This window comes from Streptomyces sp. SID14515 (assembly GCF_010548505.1).
GTDB lineage: Bacteria > Actinomycetota > Actinomycetes > Streptomycetales > Streptomycetaceae > Streptomyces > Streptomyces caviscabies.
Genome location: NZ_JAAGMH010000148.1, coordinates 69,758 through 88,740 on the forward strand (window position 1 = coordinate 69,758; position 18,983 = coordinate 88,740).

Genomic DNA, 18,983 nt, shown 5'->3' on the forward strand with positions numbered 1-18,983 from the left:
GTCCAATGAGCAAGGCGAACAGCACCGAGACGCGGCAGCGCGCGGACGAGGCGGCGCAGGGCTCCGCCCACGGCGCGGCCGGCGACCGGCTCTCCACCGCACCCCGCGAGGAGCGCCCCGACACCGGGGCGGCCGTGCCCGCGATGGGGGTGATCGGCTGGGTCCGCTGGTTCTGGCGGCAGCTCACCTCGATGCGGGTGGCGCTGATCCTGCTCTTCCTGCTCTCCCTCGGCGCGATCCCGGGGTCGCTGATCCCGCAGACCAGCGTCGACGACATGAAGGTGCAGGCCTTCAAGGACCAGCACACCACCCTCACCCCGATCTACGAGAAGCTCCAGCTCTTCGACGTCTACAGCTCGGTGTGGTTCTCCGCGATCTACATCCTGCTGTTCGTCTCGCTCATCGGCTGCATCGTGCCGCGCACCGGCCAGTTCGTCGGCCAGCTGCGCAGCCGCCCGCCGGGCGCGCCGAAGCGGCTGACGCGGCTGCCCGCCTACACCACCTGGCGCACCGGGGCCGAGCCCGAGGAGGTCCGCGAGGCGGCCCTCACGGTGCTGCGCAAGCGGCGCTTCCGTACGCACGTGGTGGGCGACGCGGTCGCCGCCGAGAAGGGCTACCTCCGCGAGGCCGGGAACCTGGTCTTCCACATCGCCCTGATCGTGATGCTGCTGGCCTTCGCCTCCGGACAGCTCTTCAAGTCCGAGGGCGGCAAGCTCGTCGTCGAGGGCGACGGCTTCTCCAACACGCTCACCCAGTACGACGACTTCAAGTCGGGCTCGCTCTACGACTCCGACTCGCTGGCCCCGTTCAGCTTCGTGCTGGACGACTTCGTCGGTACGTACGAGAAGAGCGGCCCGCAGCGCGGCACCCCGCGCACCTTCGAGGCCCGGGTGACGTACACCGAGGGGGCCGAGGGCGCGGAGCGCAAGGGCGTCATCAAGGTCAACGAGCCGCTCGTCGTGGACGGCACCAAGGTCTATCTGATCGCCCACGGTTACGCGCCCGTCGTCACCGTCCGGGACGGCTCCGGCAAGGTCGTCTCGAAGTCCGCCGTGCCGCTGCTGCCGATCGACAACAACATCACCTCGTCCGGCGCCATCAAGGTGATGGACGGCTACAAGGACAAGAAGGGCGTCAAGACCCAGCTGGGCTTCAAGGCGTTCTTCGTGCCGACCTTCGCCGGACACGGCAAGGGCCAGATGTTCTCGCAGTTCCCCGGCCTGGACTTCCCGGTGCTGGCGCTCAGCGCCTACCAGGGCTCACTCGGCGTCGACTCCGGGCTGGCGCAGAACGTCTACCAGCTCGACACGTCCAAGATGAAGGAGTTCAAGGACGAGGACGGCGAGCTGCTCAAGAAGATGCTGATGCCCGGCGAGAAGCTGGATCTGCCCGACGGCGCCGGATCGATCAGCTTCGACGGCGTCGAGGAATGGGCCAGCTTCCAGGTCTCGCAGCAGCCGGGCACCGGCTGGGCGCTCGTCGGAGCCGTCGCCGCCATCGCCGGACTCGCCGGGTCGCTGTTCATCCAGCGCCGCCGCGTGTGGGTGCGGGCGGTCCGGGGCGCCGACGGCGTCACGGTCGTGGAGATGGCGGGCCTGGGCCGCAGCGAGTCCGCGAAGCTCCCCGAGGAACTGGGCGACCTCGCGGCCGCTCTCGTCACCGACGCGCCGGTCGCCCCCGCCGCACCCGAGCCGGCGGACGCCCCGGAGAAACCGGACGCGCCGGACGGGGCCGACGCACCCGAAGCCACGAACGAGGCCGGGAGCCGGCCCGTACACCCTGCCGAAGCACCTGCCGAAGGGGCTGAGAAGTGAATCTCGCCGCCGCTACCAACGAGAGCCTGGCGCACACCAGCAATGTGCTGATCTATTCGTCGATGGCCGTCTACACCCTGGCCTTCTTCGCGCACATCGCGGAGTGGGTCCTCGGCAGCCGCAGCAAGGTCGGCCGTACGGCCGCCGCGCTGTCCGCCTCCGGAACGGCCGCCTCCGCCGCCCCGGCGGTGAAGGCGCAGGCCGGCGGCACCGCCGTACTGGAGCGCCCCGAGGTCATCACCCGCTCCGCCGCCGGTACGCGTGACGTGCCCGACGGCCCGGGCGCGGCCGGCGGCACGTTCAAGGGCGACCTGTGGGGCCGGATCGCGGTCTCGCTGACCGTGGTGGCGTTCCTCGTCGAGGCGGGCGGGGTCATCACCCGCGCCCTGTCCGTACAGCGCGCGCCCTGGGCCAACATGTACGAGTTCTCCATCACCTTCTCCACGGTGGCGGTCGGCTCCTACCTGGTGCTGCTCGCGCTGAAGAAGAACGTCCGCTGGATCGGGCTCCCGCTGGTCACCACGGTCCTGCTGGACCTCGGCATCGCGGTCACGACGCTCTACACCGACAGCGACCAGCTGGTGCCCGCGCTGCACTCGTACTGGCTGTGGATCCACGTCTCGACCGCGATCATCTGCGGCGCCGTCTTCTACCTCGGCGCGGTGGGCACGGTCCTCTACCTCTTCCGCGACAGCTACGAGAACAAGCTCGCGTCCGGCGGTACGCCCGGGAAGTTCGCCGCCTCCGTCATGGAGCGGCTGCCCTCGGCGTCCTCGCTGGACAAGTTCGCGTACCGGATCAACGCGGCCGTGTTCCCGCTGTGGACGTTCACGATCATCGCCGGGGCGATCTGGGCGGGCGACGCCTGGGGCCGCTACTGGGGCTGGGACCCCAAGGAGGTCTGGTCCTTCATCACCTGGGTCGCCTACGCCGCCTATCTGCACGCCCGCGCCACCGCCGGCTGGAAGGGCCGCAAGGCCGCCTACCTGGCGCTCGTCGCCTTCGCCTGCTGGCTGTTCAACTACTACGGCGTGAACATCTTCGTCTCCGGCCTGCACTCCTACGCCGGGGTCTGAACGACCGTACGCAGGAAGGCGCCCCGGACGGATACCGAATCCGCCGGGGCGCCTTCGTACGTCATCAGCTCGGTGGGGTGTCCAGGACCGCCCTGCGGCGGCTGATCCATCTGCCGGGCAGCCACAGTCCGAAGAGGGCGCCGTGTCCTGGTTCGCTGGTCACGCTCACCGAGCCGCCGTGCAGCTCGGTGAGGTCGCGCACGATGGCAAGGCCGAGTCCGCTGCCGCCGGACCGCCGGGTGCGGGACTTGTCCGCGCGCCAGAAGCGGTCGAAGACGTGCGGCAGGTCGTCCTCGGCGATCCCGGGGCCGGTGTCGCGCACCTCGATGCGGACGCCTCCGCCGGTGCCGGGAGCCGCCTCCTCCTGGTCGGCGGGACGGCCGGTGACGGTGACCGTGCCGCCCGCCGGGGTGTGCCGGATCGCGTTGGTCACCAGGTTGCCGACCGCCTGGCGCAGCCGTACGGGGTCGGCGTCGAGCCACAGGTCCTCGTCCGCGTCGACGGCGAGGGTGATTCGCTCGGCCTCCGCGCGGGCCTGGTGGCCCGCGGCGACCTGGCCGAGGAGGGAGCGCAGGGGGGTCGGCTCGGTGTGGAGGGTGAGCCGGCCGTCGTCGAGGGCGGCGAGGTCGCGCAGGTCGTCGATGACGTGCTGGAGCAGCAGGGCTTCGTCGTGAAGGGAGTCGATGTACGCGGCGTCCGCGGTGGCGACGCCGTCCTGAGCCGCTTCCAGCCACCCGCGGATGTTGCTGAGCGGAGTCCGCAGTTCGTGGGCGATGTCGCTGATCATGGCCTTGCGCTGGCTCTCCAGCCGCGCACGGTGCTCGGACAGGTCGTTGAAGGCGGCGGTGAGCCTGCCGATCTCGTCGTGGCCGCGGACGGGTACGGGCGTGCCGCTGTCGGCGGTCTTCAGCTGCTGGGCCGCGCGGGTCAGCTTGCGCAGCGGCCGGACCACCGGCGAGGCGGCGAGGAGCGCGGCGCCCATGGAGAGGGCGAACACCAGGGCCGCCAGGCCGGCGACTTCGGCGGTGCTGCGGGAGGAGAGGCCGAAGGCGGTGGGTTCGGCTCCGGTGGTCGGCCCCAGGGACAGCCTGGCGGGTGGGGCGACGTGGGCCTTCAGCTGTTCGCGGCGGCTCTGCGCGACGCAGGAGGTGATGTCGTCGCTGTTCGCCGTCGTCGTGCCGGTCGCGGTCGTGGACCAGGAGAAGTCGCGGCCGACCCGGATGCCGGGGATGCCGGTCCCCCGCAGACACGCGGCCACGAGGGTGTCGAGCTGGTCCAGGGCCCTGCGCTCCGTGCCGGTCGTGGTCCGTTCCAGGACCCGCTCGCACAGGGGGGCGGGGCCGGGGGTGGTGGAGCGGCCGAGGTGACGGATGGTGGGGCGGCCGTTGGGGGCGGTGTCGACGGCGGCCTTGATCCCGTTCTTCGCCAGGCAGGCTGCTTCCTGTTCGGCGTAGCGGGCCAGACGGGTGCGTTCGGCCTCGGTGAGACGGTACGGCCCCACCGCGCGGGGGTCGATCCGGTCCCTGGGGCTCTGTGCGCCGGGCGGGGCCGCGTCGAGGGGGGCGGTGTCGACGGCGAGCGGGTCCAGCACAGCCGCTGATCGTGCGGGAGGCGGGGAGGTGTGCGGCGCGGAGTCGGCGAGGGGCTGCTGGTCAGGTGAGGCCAGGACGATGCGCCGGCCGGTCTCCTCGGACAGGCGGCGCACCTCGGGACCGATGCCGTCCCAGGAGGTGTGGGTGGCCGCGTAGCCCAGGAGCCGGTCACGGATCCGGGCATCGTCGGCGGCGATCTGCCCCTGCTCCCGCTCGATCGCCCCGGTCGCCGTCCGCGCGGTCAGCCAGGCCGTGGCGGTGACGCTGCACGCCCCGACCACGGCGGAGACCAGGAACAGCCGGAACAGCAGCCTCCGGTGGAGGGGGACGCGGCCGGACGGTTCAGGACCCGGCACGGGTGGCTCCCAGGACGGTCCCGCCGCCGGGTTCCTCGTCCTGTGCTCCGGTCGGACGGTCCGACGCGGCCTTGCCGGGCTGCTCGGTGCCGTCGGGCGGCAGGAGTTTGTAGCCGACCCCGAAGACGGTGATCAGCCGACGAGGGTTGCGGGGGTCGTCCTCGGTTTTTCTGCGCAGGTTCATGATGTGCATGTCCACCGCGCGGGAGGAGGTGTAGTGGCCGAAGCCGTCGAGCACGTCGAGGAGCCGGTCGCGGGTGAAGACCTGCCCCGGCCGGGCGGCCATCGCGGCGAGCAGCCGGAACTCTCCGGGCGTGCACTCGACGGGGCGGTCGTCCACCGTGACCTCGTGCCGCTCGGGACTGACCCGCAGCGCGCCCACGCACAGGTCGCCCTCGTCGGCGGGCGAGGGACCGCTGCGTGCCGTCCGGCGCAGCAGCGTACGCACGCGGGCCACGAGCTCCCGCGGGCTGTAGGGCTTGGTGATGTAGTCGTCCGCACCGAGGTCGAGGCCGAGCAGCAGATCGTCCTCGGTCGATCGGGCGGTCAGCAGCAGGACCGGAAGCTCACGGTCCTCGGCGCGCAGGACACGCAGCACGTCGAGCCCGTCCACCCGCGGCATCATCCAGTCGAGGACGGCGAGGTCGGGCTCCCGTCGGCGGACCTGGTCGAGCGCCTCCCGGCCGTCATGGACGGTCCGGACGGTGTGCCCCTCCCGCTCCAGATAGCGGGTCACCAGTTCGGCCTGTTTTCGGTCGTCCTCGGCGACCAGGATGTGCGCACGCATGGCGACGATCGTAGGCCACATAGAACCGGCCATTTGGCCGGTTCTATGTGTTATGGCCCTGCCGCTCGCGGGCCCTCCCTACCGGAATCAGGCAAGAGCCTGACGACTCCCTGACACGGCTCGACTACCAAGGAGCCATGACCCTCGCTCCTTCCGCCCGCCGGGCCCGCCGCGTACCAGGTGCCCTCTCGCTGACCCTGTCGCTCAGTCTGGTCGGCCCGCTCGCCCTGCCGGGCGCCGTGGCCACCGCGACGGCGCAGCCCGTTCCCCAGCGCTGGACGCAGCAGGTGGGCTCCGCCCTCCTGAAGCACAGCCCGTCGCGGAAGGAGACTCCCGTCAACGCGTGCGTACCGAAGCGGCTGCACGGCAAGGCGGTCAGCTTCACGGCTGCGGACGGTGTCCGGCTGTCCGGTCTCGTTCTGGGCAGCGGGCCGCGGGGCGTGGTCCTCTCGCACGAGAACGGCTGGGACATCTGCAGCTGGCTGGCGTTCGCGGAGGAGCTCGCCGCCGCCGGCTACCAGGTCATCGTCTACGACCAGCGCAATGTGCCCGGCGGGGCTTCCGAGCGCGGCGGCAGAGCCGACAACCTGCACTTCGACCGGGACGTCCGAGCCGCGGTCCAGCAGCTCAGGGACCGGGGCGTGACACGCATCCTCGCGGGCGGAGCCTCCATGGGCGGTACGGCGACCGCGACCGCCGCCCCCGAGATCCCCGGCCTCGTCGGCCTGCTCATCCTGTCCTCGCCCCGCGAGCTCCCGGTGATGAAACCCCTCCCGGGACTTGCCGCAGTGACGGTGCCCTCCTTCTTCGCCGCCGCCACGGGCGACCAGACCTTCGTCGACGAGGTGCGGGCCCTGTACAAGGCGTCCGGTGCGAAGGACAAGCAGATCCGCATCCTCGACAGCCACGTGCACGGCGTCGACATGATGGAGGACGGCGCGGCCGGGGCACGCCTGCACGACCAGGTGCTGGCCTTCGTCGACGGCGCCTTCCGCAAGTCCGGCGCCTCCGCACCCGCGGTCCCCCCGGCCGACCACAGTGCCACGCCGCCGTCCGAACCGACCGGATCACCCGCCACCCACGCCGCGGACGAACCGCACACACCCCGGGCGGCGAACCGGACCGGCGAAGAAGCGGACCGTCTGCTGCCCCTCGGCATCGGGGCGGCGTGCGCCCTGCTCACCGCGGCGGCCGTCTGGACCGCCAGGACCAGGCTGCGAGGGCGAGGCGTCCGACGCCGCCGCTGAAGCAGGCACGCACCGGGCCGGTCTCACGGTGACCAGGTCCAGGCACTTCCGGCGGAGCGGACAAGCAGCGGCCGGGAGAGGACAACCCTCCGACATCTTCCTGACAGATCCCTGACACGCGATGGCGACAATGGCGAGCCTCAGGCGTCCGGGACGGCGTGCCGGCCATGTGCCGACCCGCCCGCGACGACCCGAGGCGATGCGAAAGGCAGGACATCGAATGACGGTGAAACACCGCAGGCCGCTCTTCTCCGCAAGGCCCGGCCGCAGAGCCCGTATGGCCGGGATCGCCGCCGTGGCGGCGGTCGCGGCGACAGCGGTCGCACCCTTGGCGGCGTCGGCCGGCGAGGCCGCTCCCGGCCCACGGCCCGGCCCGAAGCCCGCTCCGGCGCCCGCTGCCCAGAAGGTGGGCGAGGTCCGGTACGACCTCGGCGGAAAAGCGTTCACCCCGCCCGCTCCCTACAAGGGCCGGACCGAACTCGCCGCCGTCGTCCACTATCCGAAGGATCTCGGACGCGGCAAGCACCCCCTGATCGTGATGCAGCACGGCCTGTGGCACACCTGCGCGGACGCCAAGGCGCAGGCCGGGCTGAAGGCCGCGGAGAAGGCACTGGCCGAAGCCGAGAAGGCCGGTGACGAAGCGGAGGTGGCACGCCTGCAGAAGCTCGTCGAGAAGGCGGCCGACCCTCTGTGGTCCTGGCCCTGCCGGGACAAGGTCGCCCCCCTGCCCAGCAGTTCCGGCTACGACTACCTGGCCAGGACCCTTGCCCGGCAGGGCTTCGTCGTCGTCTCCATGGGCGCCAACGGAATCAACGCGACCAGCGGCGGGCAAGCCCCCTCGGTGTACCGGGCCCGCGCCGCGCTGATCAATAGGCACCTGGAGCTGTGGCGGCAACTGTCCCTGGGGAAAGGGCCTTTGAAGGGCAAGCTGAAGGACGCGCGGACCGGCAAGGTCAGCCGGGCGGAGTTCACCGGCCATGTGGACCTCGGCCGGGTCGGCACCCTCGGCCACTCCATGGGCGGCGGCGGAGTGATGCAGCACGCTTCCGACGACCGGCACGCCTCCTGGCCCAAAGGCGTCAAGGTGAAGGCCGCCCTCGGCCTCGCCCCCACCGCGACCTGGGACAACGAGCCTGTCACCAAGGTCCCGCTCGCCGTCCTGTGGGGCACCTGCGACCAGGTCAACACCGGCAAGTACATCGACTGGAACAAGAACAAGAACCGGGCACCGCTGCACGGCATCACCCTGACCGGCGGCAATCACAACTACGTCAACACCCAGTGGTCCCCGCGCAGCGGACAGGTCGGCGCGAAGAACGACGCCGTCCCCGCCCGGCGCCCCGGGTACTGCCTCTCCCAGGACGGCAAGGAGCGGGAACACCGCGGTCTGAACGAGGCGACCCAACGCCGCATCACCACCGCTTACACGACCGCCTTCTTCCGGCGCTACCTTCTCGACGACACCTCCGCCGACGCCCTGCTCACCGGTAAGCGGCAGCTGTCGTACGCGCCGGGCACGGTCGGCGTGGAGTACGTCCGGGCCCACCGTCCCGGATAACCCGAACAGCCCGAAGGGCCGCGGAGCCGCCCAGCGGCCCCGCGGCCCTTCACCGGAGAAGCAGAGCCCGTCAGGAAGTGGGCGGGGTCTTGTCGTCGGGGCCCGTACCGCCGTCGCGGCGCTTGAGCTCCTCCTCGGCCTTGGCCTTCTCGGACTCGGACTCGGCCTCTGCCGCGGTGGCCTCGGCCTTCTTGACGTCCTTGTCGTCCTTGAGGGACTTCAGGAAGTCCGGGTTGTCGTCCGGGGCCACCCACTGCTGCCGCCTGTTGCGCTGCCACGAGGACGGCCCGGCGCCTTCGGCCGTGGTGTGGCGGACCTTGCCCGCGATGAGCCAGACGACCGGGCCGACGATCCAGAACAGCAGGATGATGAAGACCCAGGCGATCTTCGGCAGGTGCTTGGTGTCCTCTTCCGAGGTGTTCAGGCAGTCGATGAACGCGTAGATCGTCAGAGCCAGCGGGACGATGAACATCAGGGCTCTCATGGTGCGTCCCCCAGGAAGTGGCGGCGGGCGGGACGATTGCCCCGTATCGCGGCCAGGGTACCGGCTCGTCATGAAGGATCCGGGGCGCGGGACGGGGGAGCCCCGGCGGGGCCGCGGGGGCGGGGATGACAAACTGGACGGCATGGCTTACGACGATCTTCGCTCCCTGCTCCGGGCTCTTGAGCGCGATGGTGATCTCAAGCGCGTCAAGGTCGAGGTCGACCCCCACCTGGAGGTCGGTGAGATCGTCGACCGGGTCAACAAGGCCGGCGGCCCCGCCCTGCTGTTCGAGAACGTCAAGGGGTCCTCGATGCCCCTGGCCATGAACGTCTTCGGCACCGACCGGCGGCTGCTCAAGGCCCTGGGCCTCAAGTCGTACAGCGACATCAGCGACAAGATCGGCGGGCTCCTCAAGCCGGAGCTGCCGCAGGGCTTCGTCGGGGTGCGGGAGGCCTTCGGGAAGCTCGGCTCGATGGTGCACGTGCCGCCGAAGAAGGTGAAGTCCGGCGACGCGCCCGTCCAGGAAGTGGTGCTGACCGGCGACGACGTCGACCTGGACAAGCTGCCCGCGCTGTTCACCTGGCCCGAGGACGGCGGCTCGTTCTTCAACCTCGGCCTCACCCACACCAAGCACCCCGAGAACGGCGTCCGGAACCTGGGCCTCTACCGGCTCCAGCGCCACGACAAGCGCACCATCGGGATGCACTGGCAGATCCACAAGGACAGCGCCAACCACTACCAGGTCGCGGCGAGGCGCGGTGAGCGGCTGCCCGTCGCCATCGCCTTCGGCGCGCCGCCCGCCGTGACGTACGCCTCCACCGCGCCGCTGCCCGGGGACATCGACGAGTACCTCTTCGCCGGGTTCATCCAGGGCAAGCGGATCGAGATGGTCGACTGCAAGACCGTGCCGCTCCAGGTGCCCGCGCAGGCGGAGGTCGTCATCGAGGGCTGGCTGGAGCCGGGCGAGATGCTCCCGGAGGGCCCGTTCGGCGACCACACCGGCTTCTACACCCCGCAGGAACCGTTCCCCGCACTGACCATCGACTGCGTCACCATGCGGAAGCGGCCGCTGCTCCAGTCCATCGTGGTGGGCCGCCCGCCGACCGAGGACGGGCCGCTGGGCCGGGCCACCGAGCGGTTCTTCCTGCCACTGCTGAAGATCATCGTGCCGGACATCGTGGACTACCACCTGCCGGAGTCGGGCGGCTTCCACAACTGCGCGATCGTCTCGATCGACAAGAAGTACCCGAAGCACGCCCAGAAGGTGATGAGCGCGATCTGGGGCGCGCACATGATGTCGCTGACCAAGCTGATCGTGGTCGTCGACTCCGACTGCGACGTCCACGATCTGCACGAGGTCGCCTGGCGGGCGCTCGGCAACACCGACTACGCCCGCGACCTCATGGTCACCGAAGGCCCCGTCGATCACCTGGACCACGCCTCGTACCAGCAGTTCTGGGGCGGCAAGGCGGGCATCGACGCCACGAAGAAGCTGCCCACGGAGGGCTACACGCGGGACGGGGGCTGGCCGGAGATGGTCGTCTCCGATCCGGAGACGGCGGCGAAGGTCGACCGCCGCTGGAAGGAATACGGGCTGTGAGCAGCACGGCAGAAGCGGCGTCCGTTCCCGGACCCGCGCCCTCGAACAGCAAGGTCAAGGCCTTCCTGCGGCTCGTGATGATCGAGCACTCGGTCTTCGCGCTGCCCTTCGCGTACATCGCCGCGCTGACCGCGATGTTCCTGCTGGACGGCACCATCCACTGGGGCGTCCTGCTGCTCGTCACGCTGGCGATGGTGGGCCTGCGGACCTTCGCGATGGCCGCCAACCGGATCATCGACCGGGAGATCGACGCCCGGAACCCGCGCACCGCGGGCCGTGAGCTGGTGACCGGCGCGGTGTCGGTGCGGTCCGCGTGGACCGGCGCGATCGTCGCGCTGGCGGTCTTCCTGGGCGCGGCGGCCCTGCTCAACCCGCTGTGCCTGGCGCTCGCGCCGCTGGCCGTCGTGCCGATGGTGGTCTACCCGTACGGCAAGCGGTTCACGAACTTCCCGCACGCGATCCTGGGCCTCGCGCAGGCCATCGGGCCGGTCGGCGCCTGGCTCGCGGTGACCGGCAGCTGGTCGTGGGACGCGGTCATCCTCGGGCTCGCCGTGGGCATCTGGATCGGCGGCTTCGACCTGATCTTCGCCTGCCAGGACGTCCAGGCCGACCGGGCGCACGGGGTGCTCTCCTTCCCGGCGCGCTTCGGGATCCCGGCCGCGCTGTGGGGCGCGCGGGTGTGCCACGCGGTCACGACCGGGCTGCTGGTGTGGTTCGGGCTGGCCACGGACGCCGAGGTCTTCTACTGGATCGGCATGGCGGTCGTCGCGGTGGCGTTCGTCTACGAGCACCGGGTGGTGCGGCCGCACGATCTGTCCCGGCTGAACCGGGCGTTCTTCTCGGTGAACGGCTTCATCGGCATCGCGCTGTTCGCCTGCGCGCTGCTCGACCTGCTGTCGCGCGGCCTGACTCCGTAAAGATCCTCGGCAGAGCGGCAGAGCGGCAGAGCGGCAGAGCGGCAGAGCAGCGGTCAGCGGATCAGGGTTCAGACCGTGACCAGGTTGTCCGGGCCCCGACGCGCGGACGGGCGGCGGAAGAGGAACGCCGCCGCCACCCCGCCGGCCAGTCCGAAGAGGTGGCCCTGCCAGCTGACGCCGGACTGGGTGGGCAGGACGCCCCACAGCAGCGAGCCGTAGACCACGGCGACGCCGATGCCTATGAGGACGTCCCAGGGTCGGCGGTCCACGAAGCCGCGGACCAGCAGATAGCCGAGCAGTCCGAAGACCACGCCGGACGCGCCGAGCGTCACCGTGTTCTCCGGGGCGGTCAGCCAGACGCCGAGACCGCTGGCCAGGATGATCGTCACGACGACGGCGGCGAACCGGCGCAGCCCGGCGAGGGCGGCTATGAAGCCGAGGACCAGCAGCGGGACGCTGTTGGAGGCCAGGTGGTCCCAGCCGCTGTGCAGGAACGCGGCGGGCACCACGTCCCGCAGCTCGGAGAGCTCGCGCGGGCTGATGCCGTAGGTGTCCAGGGCATGGCCCGAGGCCGTGTCGATGCCTTCGAGGATCCACAGGAAGGCCACCCAGCCCGCCATCAGGAGCCCGGCGGTCAGGGCTCGCGCACTGCCGGTGGCGCCGTTGTTCGAGGTGCGGTCGGTCGTCCAGTAATCGCCCATGGTCTGCCCCTGCCCCCGGGTTGCCCGTCACCCGGAGAACGTCCGGGGCGCCCGCCCGGTTCCGGGTGCCGGGTGCGGGGGCGTGCCGGATAGGCTCGCAGGTGTGGAATCCAGGACTTCAGTGACTCATCAGCGGCGGCGGCCTTGGATTGTCGGGGTATCCGGTGCTTCGGGTACCCCGTTCGCGGCCGCCGTTCTGCGCGGGCTCCTGGCGGCCGGCGAGAGCGTGGACCTGGTGGTGAGCCGGGCCTCGCGGCTCACCCTGCTGGACGAGACCGGCATCGCGTTCCGGGACGGGCACTGGCGCGAGGACCTGCGCGGTTGGCTGGATCGTGGCGCCGACGGGAAGCCGGACGCGTTCGCGGTGGGCGACGCGGAGCTGGAGCGCGTACGCCATTGGCCGGCCGGTGATCTGGCCGCCGGGCCGTCCTCCGGGTCGTACCCGGCGAAGGGGATGCTCATCGTGCCGGCCTCGACGGCCTGTGTGGCCGGAGTGGCGCTCGGTCTGTCGAAGGATCTGCTCCAGCGGGCCGCGAGCGTGACGCTCAAGGAGCGCCGTCCGCTCGTCGTCGCGGTGCGCGAGACCCCGCTGAGCGGTCAGACGCTGAAGCAGATGGTGGCCCTGGACGAGGCGGGCGCGATCGTGCTGCCCGCCTCTCCGGCGTTCTACGCGGGTGCGACGCACATCCAGGACCTGGTGGATTTCGTCGCGGGGCGGGTGCTGGACGCGGCGGGCGTGCCGCACCGCTTGTACCGCCGTTGGGAAGGAGAGCTCGGTGGCTCCCGGGGTCCGCAGGACCGTTAGGCCGCTGGTCAGCGCTTCTTGTGCGCGCGCGGGGTGCGGGTCTTGTCGACGCGGTGGGCGGCGGCGGGCTGGTGGGCACGCGAGCGGTTGGCCAGGTCCTGCAGCTCGCGCATCCGGGCGTAGGCCATCTCGATCGTGTACACGGTGAAGTTCACTCCTGAAGATTCGAAAGCGTTTCTTGGATGTTCTAGAAGATTTGCAGGGTGTCAGCCCTGCATGCCTTAGATTCTACACGTAAACTCGCGGTACTGCTGAACAATGGAAGGTTTCAGTCATATGGACGCGGTGGACAGGCAGCTCATCCAGGCCCTCAGAGAGAACGGCAGGGCCTCGTACGCCGAGCTGGGGCGGCTCGTGGGGCTCTCCGGACCCAGCGTCACCGACCGCATCAACCGGCTGGAAACCGCTGGGGTCATCACCGGCTACCGCGCCACCGTCGACTCCGCGTCGCTCGGCCTCGGCGTGACCGCGCTGATCGGCATCTCGCTCTCGGACGCGGCCGACCACGAGGACGTGGCGCGCCGGCTGAAGGACCTCGCGGAGATCGAGGACTGCTGGTTCATCGCAGGCGACGACTCGTACATGCTCAAGGTCCGCGTCGGCGACGTGGACGGCCTGGAGAAGACGATCCGCCGCCTCAGCGGGACGAAGGGCGTCTCGCGGACGCGTACCACGATCGTGCTCTCCACCAAGTGGGAGAACCGGGTCGGGGAACTTCCCGAGGAGTCGTAGGCGTACGGTTGGTCGGAGTCTGATACACGGAGATATGGGAGGCGGCCTAGTGGACGCGGGACTCAAGCGCGAGCTGGAGGAGAAGGTCCGGGCCGGCGAGCGGCTGACCCGCGAGGACGGGGTCGCCCTCTACGAGTCCGACGACCTGGCGTGGCTGGGCGGTCTTGCGCACGAGGTGCGGACGCGCAAGAACGGCGACGTGGTGCACTTCAACGTCAACCGTCACCTCAACATGACGAACGTGTGCACCGCCTCGTGCGCGTACTGCTCGTTCCAGCGCAAGCCGGGCGAGAAGGACGCTTACACGATGCGCATCGAGGAGGCCGTCCGCCTCGCCAAGGCGATGGAGGGCGAGAACCTCACCGAGCTGCACATCGTCAACGGACTCCACCCGACCCTCCCGTGGCGCTACTACCCGCGCTCGCTCAGCGCGCTGAAGGAAGCCCTCCCGAACGTCGCGCTGAAGGCGTTCACGGCGACGGAGATCCACCACTTCGAGACGATCTCCGGCCTCTCGGCCTCCGAGATCCTCGACGAGCTGATCGAGGCCGGTCTCGAATCGCTGACCGGCGGCGGCGCGGAGATCTTCGACTGGGAGGTCCGCCAGCACATCGTCGACCACCGCACCCACTGGGAGGACTGGTCGCGCATCCACCGCCTCGCGCACGAGAAGGGGCTCAAGACCCCGGCGACGATGCTGTACGGGCACATCGAGGAGCCCCGTCACCGCGTCGACCATGTGCTGCGGCTGCGGGAGATGCAGGACGAGACCGGCGGCTTCCAGGTCTTCATCCCGCTGCGCTACCAGCACGACTTCGTGGACATGAAGGACGGCAAGGTCCGCAACAAGCTCCAGGCGCGCACGACGATGGCGACCGGCGCGGAGGCGCTGAAGACCTTCGCGGTCTCCCGGCTGCTCTTCGACAACGTGCCGCACGTCAAGGTGTTCTGGGTGATGCACGGCGTGCAGACCGCCCAGCTCGCGCTCCAGCACGGGGCGGACGACATGGACGGCTCGGTCGTCGAGTACAAGATCACGCACGACGCGGACGACTTCGGCACGCCGAACAAGCTCGGCCGTGAGGATCTGCTGGACCTGATCCGCGACGCCGGTTTCCGGCCGGTCGAGCGGAACACCCGGTACGAGATCCTGCGCGAGTACCCGGGCCCGGAGGCGGACCGGCGCGAGTCGCCGCAGCCGATGCGCGTCTGACGCGCCTCTCCTCGTACCCCGAGCACTCCGAGTTCCCCGAGCACCCCGTGCAAGCCCCGGCCGCCGTCCCCGGCCGGGGCTTTCCCGTGTCCGGCGCGGAGCGCCTTCCCAGGGTGTGGAATGGGGTTGAGCCGATCAAGGCGTAATGGTTAGTCTGCCGTTATGGCGCTTACATTCGAGTTGGATCCCTCGTTCACCCCTGCCCTCCGCGACGGCATCACCACACTGTGGGCGGACGTCACCAACGCGGGCGGAGCCGTCGGCTTCGTCGCGCCCGTCACGCCCGAGGAGATCCGGCCCGACCTGCTCAAGCACCTCGCCGCCATGGAGAAGGGCCGGGTCCGGCTGCTGGTCGGCCGGGACGAGGACGGCTCCGTCGCCGCCACCGCCTTCCTCACCCTCAACGACCACCGGCTGCTCCAGCACTGGCTGATGCTCTACACCGTGATGGTCCACCCCCGCCTCCAGGGCCGGGGGTACGGTCGCGACCTCATGGCGGCCGCCGCCGACGCCGCGCGCTCCATCGAGGGCATCGAGGCGATCCGGCTCACCTGCCGGGGCGGCACCGGCGCCGACCGCTTCTACGCCGCCTGCGGATACAAGGAGGTCGGCCGGGTGCCGGACGCGATCCGGGTCGCTCCCGGCGACGACCGCGACGACATCGTCATGCTGCTTCCGCTCGGAGGCCCGGCAACCCCCTGAACCGAGAGAATTCGGGCCATGCTTCACTGGACGGGCAGAAGCGTGTCGAGAGTCCATGGGAAGAGAGAGGGCCAGCCGTGTCCGCTGCCAAGCCGAGCGCCTTGATCCGTTACACGGCGTTGCGCCTGCTGATCTTCGTCGGCTGCTTCTTCGTCGCCGGTGTCGCCGTCCACTTCGGGCTGGTGCCCGCCGGGCTCGGGGGCTCCAACGTCGTCTGGGTGGTCCTCCTCGGCCTCCTTCTCTCCGCCCCGCTCAGCTATGTGCTGCTGCGCAGGCAGCGTGACGAGATGTCCGAGCAGATCGTCTCCACCGTCGACCGCACCAAGGCGCGCCTCGACGCCAACCGCACCCGCGAGGACGCCGTTCAGTAAGGTTCCTCACACGCGCGCCGCGCGTCCCCTTCTTTCCCGCCGGACCCCGTACCGGAGCAAACCGCTCCGGTACGGGGTCCGCGGCGTTTTCCGGCCAGGTGCGTCGGCGGTGGGGCTGCTCGTGAGCCAAAGAAAAGCTTTGAGGTTCCCAAAGTTCAAGTGTTAACGTATTCGACATGAAGACAGCTGTGCGCATCCGCCATGCCGCGAGCATCCCGCTCGTGGCGCGCCTGCATGTCGATCTCTGCCGCTGTATGTCCGCGGTCTGTTGCCGCGAGGTCTGATACGGCATCATGCAGCGGCGCCGCCCCTGACGCGGGCGCCGCGACCCCGTCCCCGTTCCACCGCACGACCGCACGGAGCGCCTCCGTGTGTCCCGATGCGTTCTCCCATGGAGTGTGTCCGTGTCCGCGAACCCCGCGTCCGCCGCCCCCGAGGCCGAGCAGCCGTCCTCCGGCTCCGGCCCCGGTTTCCGCATACCCAAGGTCCCGTTCTGGGCCCAGATCGTCGCCGGTCTGGTGCTCGGTGTGCTGCTCGGCTGGCTGGCCCGCAGCCAGGAGCTCGGCTGGCTGGTCACCACCCTCGACGAGATCGGCTCGCTCTTCGTCCAGCTGCTGAAGCTGGCCGTCGCCCCGCTGGTCTTCTTCGCGATCCTGGTGTCGATCACCAACCTGCGCCAGGTCAACAACGCGGCCCGGCTGGCGACCCGCACCCTGCTCTGGTTCATGATCACCTCGCTGATCGCGGTCGCCATCGGCCTCACGATCGGCCTGGTCACCAACCCGGGCTCCGGCACCGGCCTCACGCCGAAGGACGGCAAGCTCTCCGAGACCAAGGGCAGCTGGATCGACTTCCTGACCGGCATCGTCCCGGACAGCGTGATCACGCCGTTCACCGAGCTGAACGTGCTCCAGATCGTCTTCATGGCCGCCGTCGCCGGTGTCGCCGCCCTCAAGCTCGGCGAGAAGGCCAAGCCGATCCTCACCCTCAGCCAGGCGATCCTGGAGCTGCTCCAGAAGGCCCTGTGGTGGGTCATCCGCCTGGCCCCGATCGGCACCGTCGGCCTCATCGGCTACGCCATCGCCGACTACGGCTGGGACCTCATCGGCAAGTACGCGACGTTCACCGCCGACGTCTACATCGGCTGCGCCATCGTGCTGTTCGGCGTCTACCCGCTGCTGCTGGCCACCGTCGCCAAGGTCAGCCCGCTCCAGTTCTTCAAGGGCGCCTGGCCCGCGATCCAGCTCGCCTTCGTCTCCCGCTCCTCGGTCGGCACCATGCCGGTCACCCAGAAGGTCACCGAGCGCCTCGGCGTTCCGAAGGAGTACACCTCTTTCGCCGTGCCGTTCGGCGCGACCACCAAGATGGACGGCTGCGCCGCGATCTACCCGGCGCTGGCGGCGATCTTCATCGCGCAGATCTTCGACGTGCAGCTGGGCATCGGCGACTACCTCCTGATCGCCTTCGTCTCAGTGATCGGTTCGGCGGCCACCGCCGGTCTCACCGGCGCGACGGTCATGCTGACCCTTACCCTGTCCACGCTGGGCCTCCCGCTGGAGGGCGTCGGCCTGCTGATGGCCATCGACCCGATCCTGGACATGATCCGTACCGCCACCAACGTGGCCGGTCAGGCGGTCGTCCCGGTCATCGTCGCGGCCCGCGAGAAGATCCTCGACCACGACAAGTACAACTCGGCCTCGGCCTCCCCGATCGACGCCTTCGGCGACGCCGACCAGGACGAGATCCGCGACACCGAGCCCAAGAGCGCGGTGCCGGTCACCGCGTAACTCCGCACTCCGCGCACTCCGCACTCCACAGGGCAGCGCCCCCGGATCCCGCGTACGTCTCCGTACGCGGCCCGGGGGCGCTGTCGTGTGTCGTCGTGCCGTCCGTCCTGCCCGTGTCAGGGGTTCTGGAAGAGGACCTCGGGGTTGGCCGGGGTCGGGCCGTTCAGCAGCCGGGCGGGCCGGCCGCGCAGGTTCCGGTCGAAGAAGGCGGTCACATAGCTCCTGGTGATCGTCGTCGAACGGGCCGCGGAGAGCGTCGCGGCCGGGTCCGGGTCCTCGATGCCGAGCTGCTCACCGATCTCCGGGGTGTCGGTGAAGGTGAAGTGCCCGGCGTCGCGCACCGTCAGCCACCGCTTCCAGCCGTTCAGCCGGTCCCAGCCCTCGTCCCAGGACGTGTCGCCGGCCCCGGGCCCGTGCCCCGGGTCGGTGCCCAGCATCAGGAACGGCCGCCCGCCCAGCCCCCGTGCCGGGACCGGGGCGAAGAACGTGCCGTCCATGTTGACGCCCGCGTCCACCCGGCGGTCGGCGGCCATCGTGGAGGCGGCCGCGTTGCCCCCGATGGAGTGGCCCGCCATGCCCACCCGGTGCGGGTCGATCGTCCGGGCGTGCCGCCACGCCGGCTGCGGGCCGGTCAGCCGGTCCAGCAGGAACGAGAAGTCGGCGGCCCGCCCGGTGGCGACGGCGGCCAGCACCTTCCGCCGCGCGGCGTCGTCGGGCTGCGCCGCCACCCGGTCGCAGGCGGCGCAGGTGAGGACCCGCCCGTCGGGCAGCTCCGTACCGGTCGACTCGTACGGATGGTCCGCGGTCGCCACGACGTAACCCCGGCTCGCCAGCTCCTCCGCGAGCCCGGTCAGCGTGGCCCGGGGCGTGCCGAAGCCGGGCGAGAGCAGGACCAGCGGGAAGCGGCCGGGGGCGGGCCGGGCGGCGTTACGGGCATGGGCCCGGGTGCCGCCGAGGACGTCGGCCGGCACGACGTCCTCCAGACCGCGCTGCGCGAGCATCAGCCGCGCCTCTTCCGTCGTCATGTACGGGGCCGGGGCACCGCCGCTGCCTGGGCGGGCCGGGTAGTGCAGCGACACCAGCAACTGGCGCGGCCCGGCGGCCGGTACCCATGGGTCGGGCCGCGCGTGGTCGGTCAGGAACAGGGTGTCGCGGCCGGTGGCGTACGGGCCGGTGGGGCGGGGCAGCGTCGGCGCGGCCGGCCTGGCGAGGTCGCCGGGCGCGGGGCCCGGCGCGGGGGC

The 18,983-nt window shown here is 70.7% G+C and carries 18 protein-coding genes; 12 read left to right on the forward strand and 6 right to left on the reverse strand.

Translation table 11 applies throughout. From position 1 onward, the window contains the following. Positions 1–5: 5 nt before the first annotated feature. A complete protein-coding gene (locus G3I54_RS38190) occupies positions 6–1,814 on the forward strand; it encodes a cytochrome c biogenesis protein ResB (protein WP_164621925.1) in 1,809 nt (602 codons plus the stop codon). After that, complete coding sequence (gene ccsB, locus G3I54_RS38195) at positions 1,811–2,890, forward strand: c-type cytochrome biogenesis protein CcsB (RefSeq protein ID WP_164621927.1); 1,080 nt, start codon at positions 1,811–1,813, stop codon at positions 2,888–2,890. Before G3I54_RS38190 ends, ccsB begins: the two co-directional genes overlap by 4 nt. A gap of 64 nt (positions 2,891–2,954) precedes the next feature. Here ccsB and G3I54_RS38200 read toward each other — a convergent pair whose 3' ends face one another. Beyond that, positions 2,955–4,838 carry a HAMP domain-containing sensor histidine kinase gene (locus G3I54_RS38200; protein WP_164621930.1) on the reverse strand — a complete coding sequence of 628 codons (1,884 nt, stop codon included), beginning with the start codon at positions 4,836–4,838 and terminating at the stop codon, positions 2,955–2,957. Then, positions 4,825–5,625: a response regulator transcription factor gene (locus G3I54_RS38205; RefSeq protein ID WP_203687756.1), complete on the reverse strand. Its 801-nt coding sequence runs from the start codon at positions 5,623–5,625 to the stop codon at positions 4,825–4,827. Before G3I54_RS38205 ends, G3I54_RS38200 begins: the two co-directional genes overlap by 14 nt. A 137-nt stretch (positions 5,626–5,762) precedes the next feature. Between G3I54_RS38205 and G3I54_RS38210 the strand changes: the two genes are divergently transcribed. Together G3I54_RS38210 and G3I54_RS38215 are read left to right on the forward strand one after the other, a co-directional pair. After that, a complete protein-coding gene (locus G3I54_RS38210) occupies positions 5,763–6,872 on the forward strand; it encodes an alpha/beta hydrolase (protein WP_164621932.1) in 1,110 nt (369 codons plus the stop codon). Positions 6,873–7,092: 220 nt separating this feature from the next. Further along, positions 7,093–8,430, forward strand: a complete 1,338-nt coding sequence (locus tag G3I54_RS38215) for an alpha/beta hydrolase (protein WP_164621934.1) — start codon at positions 7,093–7,095, stop codon at positions 8,428–8,430. Between the two features lie 70 nt (positions 8,431–8,500). Here G3I54_RS38215 and G3I54_RS38220 read toward each other — a convergent pair whose 3' ends face one another. Further along, positions 8,501–8,902 carry a PLD nuclease N-terminal domain-containing protein gene (locus G3I54_RS38220; RefSeq protein WP_164621966.1) on the reverse strand — a complete coding sequence of 134 codons (402 nt, stop codon included), beginning with the start codon at positions 8,900–8,902 and terminating at the stop codon, positions 8,501–8,503. Positions 8,903–9,056: 154 nt separating this feature from the next. Here G3I54_RS38220 and G3I54_RS38225 point away from each other — a divergent pair, with 154 nt between their 5' ends. Both G3I54_RS38225 and mqnP read left to right on the forward strand, forming a co-directional pair. Next, entirely contained in the window at positions 9,057–10,514 is a 1,458-nt protein-coding gene (locus G3I54_RS38225) for a menaquinone biosynthesis decarboxylase (RefSeq protein WP_164621936.1), read from the forward strand. Continuing rightward, the gene (gene mqnP, locus G3I54_RS38230) at positions 10,511–11,431 is read left to right on the forward strand and encodes a menaquinone biosynthesis prenyltransferase MqnP (RefSeq protein ID WP_164621937.1); all 921 of its coding nucleotides are present in this window, start codon (positions 10,511–10,513) and stop codon (positions 11,429–11,431) included. Before G3I54_RS38225 ends, mqnP begins: the two co-directional genes overlap by 4 nt. Before the next feature lie 68 nt (positions 11,432–11,499). Here mqnP and G3I54_RS38235 read toward each other — a convergent pair whose 3' ends face one another. Next, on the reverse strand, positions 11,500–12,132 hold the full coding sequence (locus G3I54_RS38235) for a rhomboid family intramembrane serine protease (protein WP_164621939.1): 633 nt from the start codon (positions 12,130–12,132) through the stop codon (positions 11,500–11,502). Between the two features lie 121 nt (positions 12,133–12,253). On the opposite strand from G3I54_RS38235, the gene G3I54_RS38240 reads away from it, so the two are divergent. Then, positions 12,254–12,937 (forward strand): UbiX family flavin prenyltransferase, encoded by a 684-nt coding sequence (locus G3I54_RS38240; RefSeq protein WP_164621941.1) that lies wholly within the window; start codon positions 12,254–12,256, stop codon positions 12,935–12,937. A gap of 8 nt (positions 12,938–12,945) precedes the next feature. Here G3I54_RS38240 and G3I54_RS38245 read toward each other — a convergent pair whose 3' ends face one another. Further along, positions 12,946–13,092, reverse strand: a complete 147-nt coding sequence (locus G3I54_RS38245; RefSeq protein WP_007460445.1) for a hypothetical protein — start codon at positions 13,090–13,092, stop codon at positions 12,946–12,948. Between the two features lie 121 nt (positions 13,093–13,213). Here G3I54_RS38245 and G3I54_RS38250 point away from each other — a divergent pair, with 121 nt between their 5' ends. The 5 genes from G3I54_RS38250 to G3I54_RS38270 all read left to right on the forward strand — a co-directional run bounded on the left by G3I54_RS38250 (position 13,214) and on the right by G3I54_RS38270 (position 17,742). Beyond that, positions 13,214–13,669: an Lrp/AsnC family transcriptional regulator gene (locus G3I54_RS38250; RefSeq protein ID WP_010063935.1), complete on the forward strand. Its 456-nt coding sequence runs from the start codon at positions 13,214–13,216 to the stop codon at positions 13,667–13,669. A gap of 49 nt (positions 13,670–13,718) precedes the next feature. After that, positions 13,719–14,882 carry an aminofutalosine synthase MqnE gene (gene mqnE, locus G3I54_RS38255; RefSeq protein ID WP_164621943.1) on the forward strand — a complete coding sequence of 388 codons (1,164 nt, stop codon included), beginning with the start codon at positions 13,719–13,721 and terminating at the stop codon, positions 14,880–14,882. Positions 14,883–15,044: 162 nt separating this feature from the next. Beyond that, positions 15,045–15,584, forward strand: a complete 540-nt coding sequence (locus tag G3I54_RS38260; protein ID WP_164621945.1) for a GNAT family N-acetyltransferase — start codon at positions 15,045–15,047, stop codon at positions 15,582–15,584. Between the two features lie 77 nt (positions 15,585–15,661). Continuing rightward, positions 15,662–15,955 carry a DUF4229 domain-containing protein gene (locus tag G3I54_RS38265; RefSeq protein WP_164621947.1) on the forward strand — a complete coding sequence of 98 codons (294 nt, stop codon included), beginning with the start codon at positions 15,662–15,664 and terminating at the stop codon, positions 15,953–15,955. Between the two features lie 404 nt (positions 15,956–16,359). Beyond that, positions 16,360–17,742, forward strand: coding sequence for a dicarboxylate/amino acid:cation symporter (locus tag G3I54_RS38270; RefSeq protein ID WP_164621948.1), 1,383 nt, complete (start codon positions 16,360–16,362; stop codon positions 17,740–17,742). Between the two features lie 116 nt (positions 17,743–17,858). On the opposite strand, the gene G3I54_RS38275 is transcribed toward G3I54_RS38270, so the two are convergent. Then, the coding region (locus G3I54_RS38275; RefSeq protein WP_164621950.1) for an alpha/beta hydrolase at positions 17,859–18,983 on the reverse strand (1,125 nt) is incomplete at its 5' end.

Bases quoted from the DNA above. Each gene is read 5' to 3' on its own strand.
- G3I54_RS38190 (WP_164621925.1), top strand. From the start codon at position 6: ATGAGCAAGGCGAACAGCACCGAGACGCGGCAGCGCGCGGACGAGGCG.
- G3I54_RS38205 (WP_203687756.1), bottom strand. From the start codon at position 5,625: ATGCGTGCGCACATCCTGGTCGCCGAGGACGACCGAAAACAGGCCGAA.
- G3I54_RS38210 (WP_164621932.1), top strand. From the start codon at position 5,763: ATGACCCTCGCTCCTTCCGCCCGCCGGGCCCGCCGCGTACCAGGTGCC.
- G3I54_RS38215 (WP_164621934.1), top strand. From the start codon at position 7,093: ATGACGGTGAAACACCGCAGGCCGCTCTTCTCCGCAAGGCCCGGCCGC.
- G3I54_RS38220 (WP_164621966.1), bottom strand. From the start codon at position 8,902: ATGTTCATCGTCCCGCTGGCTCTGACGATCTACGCGTTCATCGACTGC.
- G3I54_RS38225 (WP_164621936.1), top strand. From the start codon at position 9,057: ATGGCTTACGACGATCTTCGCTCCCTGCTCCGGGCTCTTGAGCGCGAT.
- G3I54_RS38235 (WP_164621939.1), bottom strand. From the start codon at position 12,132: ATGGGCGATTACTGGACGACCGACCGCACCTCGAACAACGGCGCCACC.
- G3I54_RS38250 (WP_010063935.1), top strand. From the start codon at position 13,214: ATGGACGCGGTGGACAGGCAGCTCATCCAGGCCCTCAGAGAGAACGGC.
- G3I54_RS38260 (WP_164621945.1), top strand. From the start codon at position 15,045: ATGGCGCTTACATTCGAGTTGGATCCCTCGTTCACCCCTGCCCTCCGC.